General features: G+C 57.2%; 14 protein-coding genes. 9 read left to right on the plus strand and 5 right to left on the minus strand.

Going from position 1 to position 18,921, the window contains the following annotated elements:
* Positions 1-16 precede the first annotated feature (16 nt).
* Entirely contained in the window at positions 17-835 is an 819-nt protein-coding gene (locus JXQ78_RS16900) for an alpha/beta hydrolase family protein (protein WP_330633012.1), read from the plus strand.
* Between the two features lie 63 nt (positions 836-898).
* A complete protein-coding gene (locus tag JXQ78_RS16905) occupies positions 899-1,705 on the plus strand; it encodes an N-acyl homoserine lactonase family protein (protein WP_330633013.1) in 807 nt (268 codons plus the stop codon).
* On the opposite strand, the gene JXQ78_RS16910 is transcribed toward JXQ78_RS16905, so the two are convergent.
* Both JXQ78_RS16910 and JXQ78_RS16915 read right to left on the minus strand, forming a co-directional pair.
* Positions 1,697-2,836 carry an acyl-CoA dehydrogenase family protein gene (locus JXQ78_RS16910; RefSeq protein WP_330633014.1) on the minus strand — a complete coding sequence of 380 codons (1,140 nt, stop codon included), beginning with the start codon at positions 2,834-2,836 and terminating at the stop codon, positions 1,697-1,699. The two genes, JXQ78_RS16905 and JXQ78_RS16910, sit on opposite strands and share 9 nt — an antisense overlap.
* Positions 2,837-2,890: 54 nt before the next feature.
* Positions 2,891-4,450, minus strand: coding sequence for an AMP-binding protein (locus tag JXQ78_RS16915; protein WP_330633015.1), 1,560 nt, complete (start codon positions 4,448-4,450; stop codon positions 2,891-2,893).
* 126 nt (positions 4,451-4,576) lie between these two features.
* Here JXQ78_RS16915 and JXQ78_RS16920 point away from each other — a divergent pair, with 126 nt between their 5' ends.
* On the plus strand, positions 4,577-5,344 hold the full coding sequence (locus JXQ78_RS16920; protein WP_330633016.1) for an IclR family transcriptional regulator: 768 nt from the start codon (positions 4,577-4,579) through the stop codon (positions 5,342-5,344).
* A 113-nt stretch (positions 5,345-5,457) separates the two neighbouring features.
* On the opposite strand, the gene JXQ78_RS16925 is transcribed toward JXQ78_RS16920, so the two are convergent.
* Positions 5,458-6,708: an LLM class flavin-dependent oxidoreductase gene (locus JXQ78_RS16925; RefSeq protein ID WP_330633017.1), complete on the minus strand. Its 1,251-nt coding sequence runs from the start codon at positions 6,706-6,708 to the stop codon at positions 5,458-5,460.
* A gap of 106 nt (positions 6,709-6,814) precedes the next feature.
* Between JXQ78_RS16925 and JXQ78_RS16930 the strand changes: the two genes are divergently transcribed.
* From JXQ78_RS16930 to JXQ78_RS16940, 3 genes are all read left to right on the plus strand, one after another.
* Complete coding sequence (locus JXQ78_RS16930) at positions 6,815-7,780, plus strand: alpha/beta hydrolase (protein ID WP_330633018.1); 966 nt, start codon at positions 6,815-6,817, stop codon at positions 7,778-7,780.
* 71 nt (positions 7,781-7,851) lie between these two features.
* Complete coding sequence (locus JXQ78_RS16935; protein ID WP_330633019.1) at positions 7,852-8,061, plus strand: thioredoxin domain-containing protein; 210 nt, start codon at positions 7,852-7,854, stop codon at positions 8,059-8,061.
* Positions 8,062-8,122: 61 nt separating this feature from the next.
* Positions 8,123-9,484 (plus strand): cytochrome P450, encoded by a 1,362-nt coding sequence (locus JXQ78_RS16940; RefSeq protein WP_330633020.1) that lies wholly within the window; start codon positions 8,123-8,125, stop codon positions 9,482-9,484.
* 527 nt (positions 9,485-10,011) lie between these two features.
* Here JXQ78_RS16940 and JXQ78_RS16945 read toward each other — a convergent pair.
* Together JXQ78_RS16945 and JXQ78_RS16950 are read right to left on the minus strand one after the other, a co-directional pair.
* On the minus strand, positions 10,012-12,111 hold the full coding sequence (locus tag JXQ78_RS16945; RefSeq protein ID WP_330633021.1) for a pectate lyase: 2,100 nt from the start codon (positions 12,109-12,111) through the stop codon (positions 10,012-10,014).
* A gap of 401 nt (positions 12,112-12,512) precedes the next feature.
* Positions 12,513-13,811: an MFS transporter gene (locus JXQ78_RS16950; protein ID WP_407934061.1), complete on the minus strand. Its 1,299-nt coding sequence runs from the start codon at positions 13,809-13,811 to the stop codon at positions 12,513-12,515.
* A 384-nt stretch (positions 13,812-14,195) separates the two neighbouring features.
* Between JXQ78_RS16950 and JXQ78_RS16955 the strand changes: the two genes are divergently transcribed.
* From JXQ78_RS16955 to JXQ78_RS16965, 3 genes are all read left to right on the plus strand, one after another.
* Positions 14,196-15,443 carry a mandelate racemase/muconate lactonizing enzyme family protein gene (locus JXQ78_RS16955; RefSeq protein WP_330633023.1) on the plus strand — a complete coding sequence of 416 codons (1,248 nt, stop codon included), beginning with the start codon at positions 14,196-14,198 and terminating at the stop codon, positions 15,441-15,443.
* Between the two features lie 440 nt (positions 15,444-15,883).
* Entirely contained in the window at positions 15,884-16,681 is a 798-nt protein-coding gene (locus JXQ78_RS16960; protein ID WP_330633024.1) for a creatininase family protein, read from the plus strand.
* A 181-nt stretch (positions 16,682-16,862) separates the two neighbouring features.
* Positions 16,863-18,920 carry an endo-alpha-N-acetylgalactosaminidase family protein gene (locus tag JXQ78_RS16965; protein ID WP_330633025.1) on the plus strand — a complete coding sequence of 686 codons (2,058 nt, stop codon included), beginning with the start codon at positions 16,863-16,865 and terminating at the stop codon, positions 18,918-18,920.
* Position 18,921: the final 1 nt, after the last annotated feature.

The raw sequence follows: 18,921 nt of genomic DNA on the forward strand, positions 1-18,921 counted from the left end.
ATAATATATGGGTGGTATGTGGAACAATACCAAAACGAATGAACGGGGGGAATCGAGCAGAAGACGGGTTGGCCGCCGGACGGTGTTGCGGGGAATGGGTGCGGCAATTGTTGCTGGTCCAGTTACAATGGCTCAGTCCACCGCAGCCCAGGCGGTCACGACGATCCGGTTCACAGAACAGTCTGATGGCGTATTCGTTACGGATGGAACGCTTCCAGTCGCTCAAGAGCTGTTCGTCTTCGTTCATGGCTGGTACGGCGATGATTCGGTAGCGAGTCAGGCAGAGTCCATCCTTGGATCCCTCGAGACGGCCGGCTACACCCCAGATGAATCGATCGCCATCGAGTGGCCGGCCAGCAACTGGTGGTATTTCGATGCCGAGGCGGACACCGAGGGGGTTGGAGCAACGCTCGCGTCACTCATTGAGGCCTCGATCGACGACGGCACGACGAACGTTAGGCTCACCGGCCATTCGCTGGGCGGTCGAGTCGTCTACTGGACGGCGGACAAACTCTCAGCTGGGTACACGATATCGACGATCGGCGCGATGGGGACGGCAGCAAACGGTTCGACCGTCTGTTCTGGTGGCGTGTGGCACGAGGGAATCGGCGCGTCGGCTCAAACGGTTCGTAACTACCATTCGCACAACGATTCGACGGTGGGGTCGGCGTACGGCTGGTTCGGCGAACCGGCGCTCGGCACGGAAGGTGCAGACTGTGCCGGGCCGTCGAACTACGCCGACATCGACGTGACGGACACTGTCGGCAGCCACACCGAGTATCTGGGTGACGATCAGGTGGGCAACGATCTGGCGAGCGTCATCGACGCCAGCTGACACCTTCCCGGCGTTTTTTGCCTGTTTCCTGATACCTACGATTGCTCCTTACATGATTATCATGTGATGGATATCACGATCGAACTACTCAACCGGGGCCACATTCGGGCGGACATCAACCATGTCGTGGGTGGCACAGTGATGGGAACGGCGAACGACTCCAACCCCCAGACGATGATGGGTGAGAGTCCGGTGTATAATCTGGTGATTGAACATCCCGAGGCGACGATCCTCTGGGATACAGGCTCACATCCGTCGGCGGGAGACGGCTACTGGCCCCCAGAGCTGTACGCCGCGTTCGAACATTACGACGCCGACGAACACGAACTTGCCTCGGATCTGGCCACGGCCGGCTACGACCTCGCGGAGATCGATGCGGTCGTGATGTCGCATTTACACTTAGACCACGCCGGTGGGCTCTACGAGTTTGCAGGGACGGACGTTCCCATCTACGTCCACGAGGACGAACTGAAATACGCCTACTACAGTGCCAACACCGATGCCGGAAGCGTGGCGTACGTGGCCTCGGATTTCGATCACGATCTGAACTGGGAAATCGTCCATCAGCGATCGGAAACCCACTTCGAAGGGATCGAGTTCGTTCATCTCCCCGGGCACACGCCGGGATTGTTGGGTGTACAGATTACGGTTGACGGGAAGACGCTGATCGTCGCTGGCGATCAGGCGTACGTCCGGGACAACTACGACCAGGAACGTCCAATGAGCACCGGATTGCTCTGGAGCAGTTCGCACTGGTTCGAGAGCCTCCAGCGGCTCAAAGACCGCGAGCGACGCCACAACGCGACTGTCGTCTGTGGACACGACGCGGGTGATGTTGCTCGTTTGCGCGAGGGCATCGGCTCAGAGTAGCGAATCGGCGATGATGTTCTTCTGGATCTCGCTGGTACCTTCGTAGATTTTCGTGATTCGTGCGTCGCGATAGAACCGCTCAACGGGGTGGTCGGTGACGTAGCCGGCCCCGCCGTGAACCTGGATCGCCTCGTCGGCAACGTCGACGGCGTGCTCGCTGGCAAACAGTTTGGCCATCGAAGCATAGCGGGCTCCCTCACGGTCATCACCGTCCATCACGTGTCCGGCAGCCCTGTAGGTGAGCGACCGTGCCGCTTCAACGTTGGTTGCCATCTCGGCGATCTTGTGACTGATCGCCTGATACTCCTTGATGAGCTGTCCCCCCTGTTCGCGTTCTTCTGCGTAGTCAATCGCCGCGTCCAGTGCGGCCTGTGCGGTACCGAGCGCCTGGGCGGCGACATTGGTGCGTCCACCGGCGAAAAAGCTCATCAGCTGGTAGAATCCTTGATCGACCTCGCCGATCACATTGTCGTCGGGCACGCGAACGTCACTGAGCGTGATTTCTGCCAGATCGGAGGCACGAATCCCGAGCTTGTTGTCGATTTTGGAAGCCGAAAAGCCATCCGTCTCGGTCGGCACCAGAAACGCCGTGATGCCGCGATGGCCGGCTTCCGGATCGGTTTTGGCCATCACAACTGCCACATCGGCGACCGTGCCGTTCGTGATCCACATCTTCGAGCCGTTGATGACGAACTCGTCACCGTCCGGTTCGGCACGGGTTTCGATCCCCGCCACGTTCGAGCCGTGCGCTGGCTCTGAAATACACGAACAACTCGCCGACTCGCCCGAAGCGATCTTTGGCAGCCACGTCTCTTTCATCGCCTCGTCACCGAACTGCCGGATCATGCTCGATCCGAATCCACGCGAACCGATGGCGCTGCCAATTCCAGGATCCGCCCGCCAGAGCTCTTCGGTAACGAGCACAGAGCTCAGCATATCCATCCCTGCGCCGCCGTACTCCGTCGGAATCGTGGGTGCAATCAGGTCGTACTGGGCCGCCTGTTCGATCAACTCGCTGGGATAGCGTTTCTCTTCGTCGTGCTCGCGTGCAACCGGACGAATCTCATTTTCGCCAAATTCCCTGACAACGTCACGGATTGCCCGCTGTTCGTCTGTTAGCTGAAACCCCATAGCTACATTCTCGGTCGCCACAAAGAAGTAAGTTCCTTCACGGAGCGTACAGCTCTATTCGTTGCTGGATTGTTCTTTGAGCTCGAACTTCTGGACTTTCCCAGTCGTTGTCCGGGGCAACTCCTCAACGAATTCGATCGTGCGTGGGTGTTTGTACTCCGCGAGCCGGTCAAGACAGAACGATTTCAGCTCGTCTTCGGTCACCTCTCCGGCCGGGACGACGAACGCCGCGACGGTTTCGCCACGGCGCTCATCGTCGATCCCGACGACTGCCACGTCTGCGACGGCCTCGTGCTCGAACAGCAACTCCTCGAGTTCGCGCGGATAAACGTTGTAGCCCGCGGTGTTGATCATGTGCTTTTCGCGATCGACGACGTAGAAAAATCCGTCCTCGTCGTAATAGCCGATATCGCCGGTGTGGAACCAGCGCTTGCCATCGGCCTCGGTGAACACCTCCTCGTTTGCCTCTGGCAGACCAGCGTAGCCTTTCATTACGTTTGGCCCGCTGACGATTAGCTCGCCGGTGAGTCCATCGAGCTCCTGATCGTCGCCGACTGGTCCCTTCTCAACGGGATCGACTTCCTCGAACGACGAATCAACGATCCTGGCAGAGACTCCCTCCAGTGGCTGTCCGATCGAGCCCGGCCGTCTGTTCGAGGGACTGTTCGCGTGAGTGACCGGACTCGTTTCGGTCAGTCCGTACCCTTCGTACAGCTCCACCTCGAACGTCGCTTCGAACCCTTCGAGCACTTCGATCGGGAGGCCCGAGCCACCGGAATTGACAAAGCGAAGCGTGGAGAGATCGTACGCGTCGCTATTTTCGAGCCCGATCATGTCGTTGAACATCGCGGGCACGCCGTGCATCACGGTGATCTGCTCGCGTTCGATGATCGAACAGACGGTGTCGGCGTCCCATTCTGGCACCGGATAGTATGTAGCCCCCTCGAACAGCGTTGCGATCATCGTAATCGTCATGCCGTAGATGTGGAACAACGGCAACACGCCGAGGAATCGGTCGTCTTCGTCGATTCCATCCGGAATCAGTTTCGCGGCTGCGCGCGCATCCCAGCCCAAATTCTTGTGTGTGAGCAAGACGCCCTTGGGCGTTCCCGTGGTCCCACTGGTGTATGGCTGGACTGCCACGTCGTCGTCGTGGCGCTCGATGTGCTCTTCGGCGATGGGCGCGTTGGCGAGCACCGCATTGAGCGCGTCGGCCCCATCTGCGTCGCCAACGCTGAACACGTGCTCAACGCTCGTCTCCTCGACGACGGCGTCAACGTACCCCACCAGATCAGAAAGTGTGACGACGACTGTCGTCTCGCTGTCGGAAAGCAAATGTTCGATCTCTCGTGCTTTGTACTGGGGATTCAACGGCACTACGACGCCTCCCGCGTGGAGCGTGCCGAAAAAGCCAACCACGTACTGGGGAAGGTTTGGCAGATACAGCCCCACCCGATCACCGGGTTCGAAGCCGCGTTCTTTGAGTGCTCCCGAGAACCGACGAACCTGCTCGAAGAACCCCTCGTAGCTGATATCTGTCCCGTCGTAGGAGAGCGCCGTCCGTTCTCCATTTGCTGCCACCGCCGATCGTACGTCATTGATGAGGTTTGTCATTGCCAACCACAGCTATACTGGATAGTGGCGTCTCAAAACGCTTTTGCTATGCGTGCCGTTCGAACACTCCACTGATCGTTCGTCATCGTCGAACAGTTTATGGTGATCGATCGGTAAGTTCGCTCTATGGACACCACCGATGGGTCGTCACACACGCTCGGATCGGTCGAAAAATCCATTGCGGTGCTCGAGACACTCTGGAAGCTCGATGGAGCAGGAGTCACGAGGATAGCCCAGTCACTCGATTTCTCGAAGTCCACCGTTCACGATCACCTTTCGACGCTAGAGCGTAACGGATTCGTGGTGTCGAACGGCGGAACCTACGAGCTCGGGCTTCGGTTTCTCAACTTTGGAGAGTACGTCAAGCGAGCCCAACCGCTCTATGCCGTGGCAAAGCCGGCGGTAACCGAACTCGCCGAACAGACTGGCGAGCGCGTGTTCTGTATGGTCGAACAGCACGGTCTCGCAACGGTCATCTGTCTTGCCGAGGGCGAGCGATCAGTACAGACCGATCTTCGTGTGGGTACCCACTCGTATATGCACTGTTCGGCGGCTGGGAAGGCAATTCTTGCCCATCTGGATCGAGACCGAACCGAAGCGATCCTGGATCGATGGGGACTCAAGAAATTCACTGGGGAGACGATCACCGAGCGGGACCACCTCTACGACGAACTGGAAACTGGACGCGATCGTGGCTGGTTTGTCAATCGGGAAGAGTATAGGCCGGGGGTAACGGCGTTTGGCGTCCCCCTCCGATCGAACGGCGAGGTTACTGGAGCCATCTCGCTTTCTGGGCCTGCAATGCGGCTAGCGGGCGACTGGGAGGACAGAGAACTTCTCACACAGATCAGATCGACCGCGAACGTAATCGAAGTTGATCTTTCGTTTCAATAATTCTCTACGATCGCAGTTCCGGATCGCTCGTGACCATTACAACGGTACATCTGTCACGTGCTGCACCTGACATAGCTGTTCGGCAATACCGAACGTTCGGTGTGCGACCGTGCTCAGGGATCGACGATGGGCGGCTCGTCGTCGTCCATCGACTCCATCGGTTGTTTTCTCTCCAACGCAGCTCTGATGGCGGGTTCGAGTTCCTGGTGCTTTCGGGCTCGATACGCCTCATCGCGCTCGTGGAACGGTTCGAGCACCTCCTCTGCGAACAGTTCGAGCGATGCACAGATGTGCTCATGTCGATTGTTGCCGCCCTGCTGAATGAAGATCACCTGATCGACACCAGCGTCTTCGAGCCCGCGTAGATGTGTTCGCACATCGTCAACAGTTCCGATTGCACCGACTGGTTCGTCAGCTGTACCGTCGAGAATGGCCTCCGCGCCGCCTGCGTCTTCGAACGCCTCCCAGACGTTCGTGCGACCTGGCTGGTGGGCACCCGCTCCGTAGTAGTGAGCGAGTGCGTACTGAAAGAACGCAAAGCCCACAGCACCCCGGTCGATCGCCGTCTGTCGGTCCTCGTGGACGGAAACCCCGGTCACCATCGCGATGTTTGGATTGACGGTGTGGCCGATCGGTGTACACTCGTTTTCGAACGTTTCGTAGTAGGTGTCGACCCACTGTTTCGCATTGTCTGCTGCCGCAAAGTCGAAACATAACGCGCCCATCCCGAGTCGTGCGGCCTGTTTGATCGTCGATCGCGACGAGCAGGCGAGCCACAGCGGCGGATGTGGCGACTGGGCAGGCTTTGGAACGACGTTTCTCGCTGGCATCGAGACGTATTCGCCATCATAGCCAGGATAGGGCTCCATCGTGAGCATGTTCGTCACCTGCTCGGTCGCTTCGCGCCACATCGCTTCTTTTTCGTCACGGGGAATTGCAAAGCCACCAAGCTCGACGTTTGATGAGGACTCTCCAGTTCCAAACTGCACACGGCCGTCGCTCAGCAGATCGAGGGTGCTGATCGTTTCTGCTACGCGCGCGGGATGATTATACGCTGGGGGCATCAGGCGGATGCCGTGGCCGAGTTTGATCTGTTCTGTCCGCTGGGCTGTGGCTCCCAGAAATACGCCAGGTGCAGAAGAGTGGCTGTACTCCTCCAGAAAGTGGTGTTCGACCTCCCATGCGTAGTCGTAGCCAAGGCTGTCGGCGAGTTCGATCTGTTCAAGCGCCTGTTCGAGCAGCCGCTGTTCGTCGCCAGGCTTCCACGGCCGGGGCAACTGGTGTTCGTAGAAGATCCCGAATTGCATGGCTTGTATCCGGACCGGCCGGCGATTGCGTCGCCGGATATCGGTGTACGCATCCATCTCCCGTGAGCTATGTAACGATACTGCGTCCGATACAAGGCCAGTTATGTTATATTCTCCCACCGATACGTTTTACCCTGTGGTACGTGTTAGCTTAGACCGACGTATGACTGAGAACACGTTCGATCCAGCTCCCAGACGCGCCGATAGCGTCGATAGCGACCTTGAGCCGATTCTTTCGGTGATGAACCAGCAGTCGATGGTGCCGATTTCGTCGGTGACCCCCGCACAGGCCCGCGAACAGTTCGAAGCCACTAGTGGGTTCGCCGAGTCCGAATCTGTCCACGAGATCCACGAGTTCGACATTTCGGGACCGGCCGGACCAGTAACGATCCGTGCGTATCGCCCCTCAAGTGCCACGTCCCTTCCGGTGATACTGTATTTCCACGGTGGCGGATTCGTGCTCGGCAGTCTCGACACACACGACGCGCTCTGTTCGGCACTGTCGAATCGGGCAGAGGCGCTCGTTCTGAGCGTCGATTACCGACTGGCTCCGGAGCATCCGTTTCCGGCCGGGCTCCGAGATAGCTATACTGCTTTACAGTGGGCGGCGACACACGCCGAATCGCTCGGTGGCGATCCTGAGACGCTCGTCGTGGCCGGCGACAGTGCTGGTGGTAACCTGGCAGCCGCCTGCTCACTGCTCTCAATCGACCGTGATGGGCCACCAATCGACCGCCAGCTACTGCTCTATCCGCCCGTTGCCAGTGGCGTAGCGGACCCCCACGAGAGCTACGACGAAAACGGCGATGGCTACTTTCTGGAACGCGCGGATATGGAGTGGTTCTCTGCGGCGTACATCCAGGATCCGATTCAGGCCCGCAACGAGTATCTCTCACCCCTGTTAGCGCGCGATCTGTCTGGACTGCCCGCTGCGACGGTCGTCACCGCAGGCTTTGACCCCCTACGAGATGAGGGAATTGCCTATGCGAACCGACTCGCTGGTGCTGGCGTGTCGGTTTCTCACCGTCACTACCCCGCGATGATTCACGGCTTCGTTAGCATGTTTGGGATGGTTGCAACCGCAGAGGACTGTCTTGATTCTATTTCTGAGTCTATTGGTAATAAATAGCCCCGTGAATGCGACGGCACAGCCTAATGTGTCTCGCCCAGAAACACTGCGCTCACTGGTGTCGTCATCGCATGAGCACACCCACATTCGAACGGATCGACGCCGTCCTCGACGGCGACGACACAACGTTTCGTGCGGGTCTTCCAGATATCGTTGAGACGCCTTCGGATGACGCCACACTGGCAACGCTGTTGCTGGACCATCCAACGCTGTACGAGCGTCTCAGCAGTCGGCCCGGGACGATTGACGCCCCTGAGAAACTTGTCGATTCAACTGCATGATGGATGATGTTCGAGCGACCGCCCAGGAACTTACAGAATCCAACTGAGTGAGATCCATCCAATGCCTTCAACACACACCGCCAATCGGCCGCCAGGTCCCCGACGCCTCTCGTGGCTCTCGGTTGCCAGACAGTTCATCGCAGCCGACACCACCACGACGCTCGCCAGCCTACAGCAAGAGTACGGTGACATCGTCCGCGTGTACTTTCGCGGTGAGTCGTATCTTATCTCCGATCCCGGGGCCATTCAGCAGGTGCTCGAAACGAATCAGGGAAACTACCGAAAATCCGACGTTTATGACGACCAGCTCGCCGAGCTGTTCGGTGACGGCTTATTGACCGCCTCCGAGGATCACTGGCGACGACAGCAACGCGTGATTCGGCCGCTGTTTCGCCCTGCTGCGATCCAGACGTTCACCGAGTTAATTCGCGAGGAGACCCACGCGATGGTCGAACGCTGGCACCAACACGACGGACCGATCGATCTGCTTGCAGAGACCGAGCGGGTAACGCTCTCGATCATCGGCAAGGCCATGTTTTCGACGGACATGACACCCCACGCCGAGCGACTCCGGGATGCGCTCGCAACCGTCCGTCGTGAGTTTCGCCGGCAGGTTGGAGGCGTTTCGCTTTCCGTTCCACGGTGGGTGCCGACCCAACACAACCGCGAACTCGCCGAAGCAACCGAGTTTCTCGATTCGCTCGTCTACGAACTGATCGAACGGCGCAAACAATCACCAAACGGAGAGGACGATATGCTCGCGCGGCTGCTCGCGGCCAGAACGGATGCGGGCGAATCGCTCTCCGATGAGCAGATCCGAGACGAACTCATCACCTTTCTTTTGGCCGGTCATGAGACGACTGCCACTGCGCTTGCCTGGTGCTGGTATTTACTCTGTCACCATCCATCGATTCACCGCGAACTCTATGAGTGGACGCAATCGACCGACTGGCTCACAGCGGACACCCCTTCGGTCGATGAATCGACGCTCGCCAAACACTGCGTCCAGGAAGCAATGCGAATCTATCCACCAGTGCCGGTGATCAGCCGTGAACTGCGCTCGCCCGATCGACTCTGTGGATATACGCTCCCGGCCGGGAGCGACGTGCTGTTGAGCCAGTTCCTGATGCATCGCCACGAGGATCTCTGGGATGACCCACTCGTGTATCGGCCAGCACGGTTTGCGGGCCCGTCCGATCGACCGACCTACAGCTATTTCCCCTTCGGTGGGGGCGCTCGGATGTGTATTGGCCGACAGTTCGCGCTGTATGAGGCACAGCTCATCCTCGGTCTGGCTGTTAGTGCATGCCGGCTCACGCTCGAATCGCCAATGTACGACTCATTCGATGCGATCGAGCGAGAATCTGCCGTGACGATGCAACCACGTCCGACGATTCTCACCAGCGTCGACTCCTGGGAGTGAAGATTTCCGATCGAATCCCACCTGCAGTGCTTTTCGGAAATTCCTGTGTTTCGCTTTTTCATCTTGTTATTCTGCCATACGTACGCCGGTACGGAGATTCCAATTCGAATGATAGCAATTCAGATAATAAATAGTAAAATTTGTTCCGCACAGTTGATCCATCCATTCAGTCGAGTTCGGCTGCTACCATCTAATATGTGAGGATTTCACAAGATATCTCATACTGAGCTCTATTACCGTTGGCATCACTACCGATATCAGAATTAACTTCAAAGAGCAATAAAATAATCACTATTAATATACTTTTCAATGAGGGATCTGGAATATAGTGGTGATATTTACCATTTTGCAAAATATTGTCACATCCAATCAACTATGTGTGAAACCCATACCGTCTAGATTCTGAAATAATCCGCTGGGATAGGTGGCGAAGTGATCATCTGGGAATTTTTCACTTGGTTTTGGCCCGAAGATACGGTTCGGATTGGGAGAGCTGGGCCTTTGATTCGAAATACTGTGGAGCTGTCCTACTCACCGGATTCGACGTCACGGGCCTTTGCTCTGAGCCAGACTCGTGTCGCGGTGTCAGGGACTGAAACCGAATGTGTATTCACTGCCAGCGTGGGATAGCCCCCGACAGCCGTTTGGCTGTCGATATAACTATCAACCCCATTTCGAATGTTCTCGATGATCCGACGGTCGTGTTCCGTTCGATCGGCAGGCCGAGCGCCAGCGTTCGAGAGATTGTGCGTGATCGTTCGACCGGCACCGACCCGTTCGAGCCCGTCTGGCCACAACGGGCGCTCGCCAACCTGCGTGACGTTCGAGTCCACCATTGGAACGTCACCGTTCGTGTAGTTATCCGCCAGATGGGCGATTGCCGTTTCGACATCGTCTTCTGCGAAGACGTTCGCCGATTCCGATCTCGGATCGAGATAGACGTTCCCCTCGATCGCAGCGGTAGTATCGGGGTCGAGCCACGTACCATCGTCATAGTTGTGGACGAGATTGTTAATGACGACGCTGTCTGTGTCCGCTTTCAACCGCGGGTGCCGATCCGTGTTTTGCGACCAGACGTTTCCGAGCAGGGCCACGTTCGTGGCTCCATTTCCGATGAGCGATCCGTAGCCGTGCGATCCCTTGGGATGCACGGAATCGTGTAGCGCTTCGGCGATCAGACAGTTTGAAACCGTCGTGTTGGTCGTGTCATAGCCAACCGAGAGCACCTCATCGACGCTCCAGCTTGCCGACACGTGATCGATTACGTTGTTCGCAGTTCCGTCGGCCGTGTTGATCGCATCGAGCGCCCATCCCTCGGTCGGTTCCTCGAGACCGTTGTCACCGAGACGGACGCGAAGGTGTTGTACCACACAGTCGTTTGCAGCGATCGTGAGCCGCCCCCTGATCAACGTGACTCCCGGTGAAGGGGCCGTTTGTCCGGCAAGATAGAGGTTGTCCGTCGCAACGACGAGATCCCGGCCTTCGAGATCGACCGTTCCACTCGTCTCAAAGACGACGAGTCGTGGACCGTCGACATTCAGCGCCGCCACTAACTGCCGTCTGGATGGCTCCCGAATTGTGATCACGGGGGTTGAATCGTCGAGCCAGGGGGCAGCCTCCGCAAATCCATCACCGGGACCGAACTGTGAGCTGCTGTTTGGCCCAGCATGGGGCGGTGGCCCACGGCCACTTCCCTTCGCTTCGGTGCTGAACACGGTCGTTGTCCCAACGGCGGTGTCTCCGTCGCTCGTCTCAGTGGTGGCTCTAATTTCGTAGTAGCGTCGACTGCTCAGTCCCGTAACTGTGGCGCTGAACGAGCCCGGCTCATCAAGCGTGTGCGTCTCCGTGGTCGTCCACTCCTCGGTTGGAACTTCTCGGTACTCGAAGCGACACACTGCCGTGTTGGCCGCTCCAAGATCGGTCACGTCTCCATTAATCGTCGCAGTATCCGTCCCTACTGAACTGATGTCGCCGGTCCTCACGAGTGGAACGCCTGCCTGCGTGTCGACGCGACCAGCAACCTCCACGGGGCCGATATCCTGACTCGTGTCGGGATCGATCCCCGAAAGCTTCTGGAAGGTCGCCGTACACAGCTGTCCAGTCGCGTGGCTCGTGACTGCCAACCCAACCGGAACGGTCTCTGGGAGGGTGATATCGTCCGGGCCAAGTCGTTCGATGAGTGTCCAATCACCGCGATCATTCGCGTGATACGTTTTGATCGTATCGCCCGTGCGGACCAGCCGGAGCCAGTCTGCTTGTGTCCCACCAACACTATCCGTATCGGCTCCCACCGATGGTCGGTACTGCATTGACGCTTCACCGTTCGATCGTCGGCGAACCAGGACGTTGGCTGCCTGGGGGTCTGTCGACTCCCTGACCATTAATCCTGCTTTCGCCCAGCTATCCGTGTTCTCGACGCCGGTGTTTTGCACGACAACGTCGAAGTCACCACTGACGGTTTCGTAGTAGTAGTGGAAGGCGTCTGCAGTACCCCAGATGTCATCTCCGCCTCCATCGAGTGTGATAACTGTTGCTGCTGCGCTGGGATCACTGAGTGCACCGACAGATACTGTCCCGAAACTTCCCACCCCAACCGCTCGAAGAAATGTACGTCTGTTGAATCTCATTGCTTCCGTAACCGTTCTACAAACAGCTACCAATAATTAATAAATATATTTAAAAGTATCTTTCATATTTGTATCTATTATAAATACATTTTGACCGTCGCACCGGGCTCCCGTTTTGCTGGGCCGAACAGTGATGGCGGTCGGTCGGGTGTAGTTCGAACAGTTCCTTTCACAGATCGATGGGACTACCACCAGTAAAAATCGCACTGTTGCGTTCGATGTTCCTGAGCTATCGTTCCGATTTTCGTTGGGGAGGGTTTCAATTCATTACACTGGTACGGATGTAACGTTACGGTTCCCCTCTGGGGGACAGACTGAACCACACATTCTTGAGGTGGCCCCCAGATCGGGCGGTGCCCGTCCGTAACTCGTTACGCTGGATTACCACTCCTGGGATGGGATCAATCCGATTCGACCTTTCCCGACTCAGTGCGATTGAAGGGACCGACTTCCGTGGCAACGCTCGCGATTGCCGGTCTGAACGCCCAGGCGGCCAGTCCGAGAATCGGGAGCATCGACGTGGCGACGACTGCGTATCCCATATGATAGCTTCCAAAAACCGCTGACGAAAACGCGACCGGATACACCATTCCACCAATCGTCCCCACGCCACCAACCACTCCTGCGACCGTTCCGGAGTTGTTTGGGAACATCGCCGGTGCTTGCGCAAAGATCGACCCCTCGGCGAACGCACAGCCCACGCCGACCAGAAAGCCTGCTCCCACGGCGAGCAGTACGTCACCGGACTGGCCTGCCAGGGTCATGACACCAAGCATGCAGACGATGAAACACAGCGACACGAACGTCCACTGTTCGCGATGCCGACCGGGAAACAGCGGTATAATGTCACGCTGTGTTCTGGCGAGCGTGTCGCTGATATACCCGCCGATGGGCCGGAGCAGTCCCGAGGCAATCGAGAACGTCGCTGCAAACGAACTCGCCAGCACGAGATCGTCCGTTCCGAACGCTGTTCGATAGTACGTTGCCAGCCAGCCGTTCATTGCCAGTTCCAGCCCGAAGCTCATCAGATATCCGCACGCGAGCACGAGCGTTCCATAGCGAGTGGCGGTGTGAATCCAGTCGGTTGCGCTGGCGTTTGCGCGCGTTTCGCTCCGACGCTCTTCGGAGCTGGCAGCCTCACCAAGGACGTAGTAGACAATGCCGAGCAGTATCGACAGCACGCCGGTGTAGAAAAAGACAGCCCGCCAGTTGCTCGCGAACAGTGGACCACTCCAGTCAGCCGGAAACAAACGAGGCAACAACAATGCGCCCGCAGCCGCACCTGCGTTTCCAATCCCGGCATAGATTCCTTCTGCTGTGCCGAGTTCATCGTCGTCAAACCACTCCGAAACGTGTTGAATCCCGACCACGAAGGTGATTCCGGCGGTTGAAACGACCATCCGCTCGATGAAAAACACCGTGTAGGAGTTGGCAACGGCACTCGCCATCGAAAACAGACCAACGTAACCGAGCACGATGGCGAACACCGTTGGTGCGCCGTACCGGTCGGACAGCCAGCCGGTCAGAATTCGACCGAACGGTGCGAGCCAGATGGCAGCACTCGAGAGTATCCCGACCTCGGCAACCGACAGGCCGAACTCCTGGCTAATCGGTCCGGTGAACGGAGCGAACGAAAACCAGACCAGAAACGAGACGTTGAACGACACCGTCGCGAGCACGAGCGTTCGCCGTTTTGTCATCTTCATTGCTCCCATCTCACACCCCCGTTGTCACATCCTCCGGTAGCAATCTTCGAGCAGGCTACTGCCCCCAGTTCATCCCACGTGTTTGAACACATTATGACTGTATTTCAGTATAGTTGGTCGAGTATTAATTGCTATCATTGAAATTCACGAACTAATACGTGAAATTCTTCGCTAGATCTTCTATTTTAATATGTGGTTAGTCAATACAAACACGTAAATGTACGATTTCTGGCGTCAATTCACGACAACAATCGAATTTGACCGGTGGAATGTGTGCATCGATAGTTGTAGTTGATTGTCAGTGGATTATCATGAATGTGGCCTTGATCGTGTGTCCAGACAATACAGTTAAGTGATGTTTGACTGTAGTAAACACACATGAAAATTGTGTCTGTTGAGGGATACGCACTGTCCTCTCCGATCGAACCGGTCCAGGAGCGATATTTCCACGGTGGGACGCGTCGACTCCACAAGCGCGATGTCGTGCTGGTAGTCATCGAGACAGCCGACGGCGAACGAGGGGTCGCAACGGCTGGAGCGAGCAGTTCGGCGATGCGCGAGTTTTTCGACGACGCTTCGCAAGCGACGTTCGCCACACTGCTCAACGGGCCGGTGGCCGATGTCCTCGAAGGAAAGACCGTCTCCTCGATCGAATCGCTGCCCGGATTGCTCACCGAGGCGTCGCTTCCGGATCATCTCCACCACGAAGCGGTGGCCGCCCTGGAGGTTGCGCTGTTCGACTGTCGTGGTCGCGAGCTCGGTGCGCCAATCCATTCGTTGCTCGCCGACCGAAGCAGCTGTTCATCGACCCGATCGATGGAGCTCTACGCCAGCGCCGGCATGTATATGGAACCTGAGGGGTACGCCCGGCAGGCAGCACAGCTTGAGTCGGTCGGCTTTGCTGGGTATAAATACCGGCCGGGGATCGGACCGGACGATGATCGGCGGACGATCGATCTGCTTGCCGAGACAGTCGAGGAGATGGCGATCCAGCTCGATGGCCACACCTGGTGGAAGATCGAATCCGGGTACGATCGCGAGACCATCCGGGAACTCACAGAGTATGCGGCCGAACGCGGGGCTCTCTGGGTCGAAGAACCCGTCGCTCCCGACGATTACGATGGCTATCGGTCACTCGCCTCGACCGGTGTGCCACTGGCAGGCGGTGAGAGCGAGCCCGCACCGTCGGGCCTGTGCGAGCTCGTTCGAACTGGCGCTATCGAGTACTGTCAGGGCGACGTTCGCCACCACGGCTATCTGGGCTGTCTTCAGGCGATCGAAGCCTGTCGAACTGCCGGAATTGCGTTCGTTCCGCACAATTTCGGTACCTGGCTCGGTCTCGTTGCGAACGCACATCTGGTTGCCGGGACGCCTGGGTCGCAGTTGCTGGAGTATCCAGTCTTCGATGGCGATCCAGCGGTGTTCGACGCCGGCTTAGACACCGCGGCCGGAATGTATCCGTTCGATTTGGCGTTCGACATCATCGAAGAGACGCTCTCGATCGATGACGGTACGTTTCGGGTTCCTGATGGACCGGGACTCGGCGTCACTGTCGATCTGGACGTGATTGAGGAGTATCCGTTTCAGGAGGGTCCCTGGACTGAGTTTTCCTACGACGAACAATAACGGATCAGAACTACCCCACAAGGCGTCCGATAGCCATTCCTGTTGGTCTGTAGCCCCCGTTGAGCGATCGCGTTCTGCACACCCGAACGGCTCGACACCACAGATCGGTGGCGTGTGATCCCGTCATTTTTGACCCTCACGAGTCGTCGTCATCGCCTGTGTTCCTGTTACGAACGTACACTCGTAATGAGTTACCTGAAATAATTGTAGCTGACCACCACAGGGCTCCATTTGCTAGCGCCAATCCACATTATCGCGGTTCGTATGTCATTGTCAAACCATGCTATGGATGTGACCTGGCTGTACGGTCGCGAAGTCGGCGTCCACGGACCGTTCCACAGTCGTGTGTCGTTTTGCGAGCGTCGAACGACGTTCAGCGTGGATTCATCATTCACCAGCGGGGATGGTTTTTTATACGTGGGATCGAAGAATGGACCGTGATGAGTAATGGATCGACTACTCCAGCCGTTGCGTGGGAGCAGCTATCGTATTCCGCAATTCGTGACTGTGGTGAACGCTCCGGTTCCATCCTCGTGGTTCCGATTGGGAGCATCGAACAACACGGCACCCATCTTCCGGTCGGAACCGACACACTCCTCGTTGATGCTGTTGGGGCTGCTGGAGCAGAGCGACTTTCTGACTCGATACCGCTTCTCGTAACACCACCGATCTGGACGGGGTTTTCTCCACATCACATGTCGTTCGGTGGAACGATCACGCTCGAACACTCACACATGATGTGCCTCCTTGAGGACGTTTGTGCGAGTGCACTCGAGAACGGCTTCGACGCACTCGTCTTGCTCAACGGTCATGGTGGAAACATGCCGGTGATTGACAGTCTCGTCAGCACTGTAGGCGTCTCGAACCCCGACACACAGATACTTGGCACGACCTACTTCACCCTCGTAAAAGACGCAATTGGCGACGTGAGAGAAAGCGAGATAGGCGGGATGGCACACGGAGGTGAGTTCGAAACCTCGTTGATGATGCATCTGTATCCCGAGTTGGTCGGAGACAATCCCGAGGGCACTATGATGGACGAACCGTACGAGGAGGCCGGACAGGATCTCCATGATGGCGGAGTACTAAGCGTCTATCGGGGCTTTGAGGAGTATTCTCGTTCTGGTGCGATCGGTGCACCAGAGTTGGCGAACGAGAAAAAGGGAAAAATAATGTTCGAGCGAATAATTGATGAATTCAGTTCGCTCCTGGCCGATGTCCACGAGGAAAATCGGTGACTTGATCGGGATCTGTCTCAATTTCGGTGCTATTCAGTTGGTTATCCTCCCATTTCAATTCACCACAAGTTATAAAACATATTGTTCCAATATGGTGGTGTCACGTGAGAGAACTGCTGGTGGGTCACGGGGATGTTGGTGACTCTTCCAGCCTCTGGTAACTCACGGTCAACCCTCGATAATGACAGCAAACAGACGAAATTTCCTGAAAGTAGTGGGACTGGGGTTCGCAAGCTCCGCGTTTGGTGCCCAGTCAGCGAACGCAGCCACCCCGTCAACGGCGACGATCGAGTCATCAGATCTGTCGGTGACGGTAGCAACCGATTTCCCACGGATCATCGAGTACGCACACACTCCAACGGGTGGCCTGTTGTATGGCACCAGTGCATCTCTTTCGACTCTACTGATCGACGGCACCGAGTATACGCCGTCAGTCAGCTCAACCGTCCGGGACGGTGCAATCGAGTACCGACTCGCCGTTCCTTCGATTGCGGTGACGATCGATTGCTCGATTCGTGTGTCGGGATCGATCGTTGCGTTCACCGTCACTGACATCCAGGAGGGGGGCTCGAGAATGGTCCACACGCTCGAAATCCCCGAGCACAACCTGGTTTCTGTTCGTGATTCACAACCGGATGCGACGCTGGCTGCCACGGATTTCAGCGTGGATGGCTCGAAAAATGGGGATTACGTCGTGTCCGTGGCGGATGGCTCCGTTCAATCCTCACCGGATGGCTCGCCGTACGCGTTCGTTTCGACCGACACAGTCGCCGCAGGCGTAGAGACAAACGCATTCGGGCCGCTCCAGAACGACGAAGGCCAGGACCCCGACCGGCTGGCGGTACAGACCGTCGATAGTGGATCATACAAACGAACTGGCATCTGGTCTCAGCCCTGGCGGTATCGAGAGTCAGATACCGACGACATCGTCGAGCTGCCGTGGGCGAAGGTAGCCATAGCGGGCGATAAAAACGGCGATGGGACCGTGAACTGGCAGGATGGCGCGATCGCGTTTCGGGAGATCATGTACAACCCACCCGGCGTCGAGGAGACGAAAAAACGCGTCGCACAGTACATCACCCACAACTTCGGTTCGACAGCGACGACGCCGTTTCTGGCTGCGCTCGACGGTGTGAAACGTGCGTATCTGGTGACCGACGGCCTCGGTCAGTTCATCGAGCTGAAGGGCTATCAGTCTGAGGGCCACGATTCTGCTCATCCAGATTACGGTGGAAACTACAACCGCCGTGCCGGGGGCCGTGAGGATCTGCGAACGCTCATTCAGCGTGGTGAGGCGTTCAACGCTGAGTTTGGCGTGCATCTCAATGCCACTGAGTCCTATCCAGAAGCCACTGGGTTCGACGGCGATCTCGTTGATTTCGACAGCGAAGGCTGGCGCTGGCTCGATCAGAGCTACTACAACGACCACCACTACGATCTCACGTCGGGCCGACTTCAGCGCCGGCTCGAACAGTTGCGCTCTGAAGTGCCAGAGGAGAATCTTTCGTTCATCTATCTGGATGTGTACTACGCAAACGGGTGGAACGCCTACAAGACGGCGACCTTGATGCACGATCTTGGGTGGGATACCACCACCGAGTTCCCACAAACCTGGGAGCGATTTTCTGTCTGGTCACACTGGGCGACCGATATCGACTACGGGCCGGACTCCAGCCGTGGAATTAACAGCACAATAATCCGGTTTATTCGTTTTCACCAGAAAGACGTGTTCGTCGGCACGGAGTTGCTCCCGGTGCCGGAGATGGTCGGCTGGCAAGGCTGGTCCGGAGAACACGACTTTACCCAGTTTGTCGAGACCGTCTTCGATCGGAATCTCCCGATCAAGTTCTTAAAACACCACGAAATCGTCCGCTGGACGGACGACACGGTGACGTTTACCGACGATGTCGAGCTTTCGAACGCCAGCGGTCGGCGAACGATCACCCGGAACGATCGGACCGTTTACGACGACGGTGCGTATCTGCTGCAGTGGTCTGCGAACGATGGCCAGAACCAACGGCTCTATCACTGGAATCCGGACGGAGGCGAAACGACCTGGGAACTGCCAGCGCCACCGTGGCGGAACAAACGATGGCTTGAGTGCTATAAACTTACGGACACCGGTCGAGTCCATGAGACTACTCTACAACCATCGAACGGTTCGGTCACGATTGATGCCGAGGCGGGGACGCCGTATGTCGTTTACTGCTCACGGAAAGGTGGAAATCCAGACAAGTGAT

The sequence above is a fragment of the Halocatena halophila genome (assembly GCA_027563145.1).
GTDB classification, from domain to species: domain Archaea; phylum Halobacteriota; class Halobacteria; order Halobacteriales; family Haloarculaceae; genus Halocatena; species Halocatena halophila.

Bases quoted from the DNA above. Each gene is read 5' to 3' on its own strand.
- JXQ78_RS16950 (WP_407934061.1), bottom strand. From the start codon at position 13,811: ATGACAAAACGGCGAACGCTCGTGCTCGCGACGGTGTCGTTCAACGTC.
- JXQ78_RS16955 (WP_330633023.1), top strand. From the start codon at position 14,196: ATGAAAATTGTGTCTGTTGAGGGATACGCACTGTCCTCTCCGATCGAA.
- JXQ78_RS16935 (WP_330633019.1), top strand. From the start codon at position 7,852: ATGAGCACACCCACATTCGAACGGATCGACGCCGTCCTCGACGGCGAC.
- JXQ78_RS16925 (WP_330633017.1), bottom strand. From the start codon at position 6,708: ATGGATGCGTACACCGATATCCGGCGACGCAATCGCCGGCCGGTCCGG.
- JXQ78_RS16910 (WP_330633014.1), bottom strand. From the start codon at position 2,836: ATGGGGTTTCAGCTAACAGACGAACAGCGGGCAATCCGTGACGTTGTC.
- JXQ78_RS16930 (WP_330633018.1), top strand. From the start codon at position 6,815: ATGACTGAGAACACGTTCGATCCAGCTCCCAGACGCGCCGATAGCGTC.
- JXQ78_RS16945 (WP_330633021.1), bottom strand. From the start codon at position 12,111: ATGAGATTCAACAGACGTACATTTCTTCGAGCGGTTGGGGTGGGAAGT.
- JXQ78_RS16920 (WP_330633016.1), top strand. From the start codon at position 4,577: ATGGACACCACCGATGGGTCGTCACACACGCTCGGATCGGTCGAAAAA.
- JXQ78_RS16960 (WP_330633024.1), top strand. From the start codon at position 15,884: ATGAGTAATGGATCGACTACTCCAGCCGTTGCGTGGGAGCAGCTATCG.
- JXQ78_RS16900 (WP_330633012.1), top strand. From the start codon at position 17: ATGTGGAACAATACCAAAACGAATGAACGGGGGGAATCGAGCAGAAGA.
- JXQ78_RS16965 (WP_330633025.1), top strand. From the start codon at position 16,863: ATGACAGCAAACAGACGAAATTTCCTGAAAGTAGTGGGACTGGGGTTC.
- JXQ78_RS16915 (WP_330633015.1), bottom strand. From the start codon at position 4,450: ATGACAAACCTCATCAATGACGTACGATCGGCGGTGGCAGCAAATGGA.
- JXQ78_RS16940 (WP_330633020.1), top strand. From the start codon at position 8,123: ATGCCTTCAACACACACCGCCAATCGGCCGCCAGGTCCCCGACGCCTC.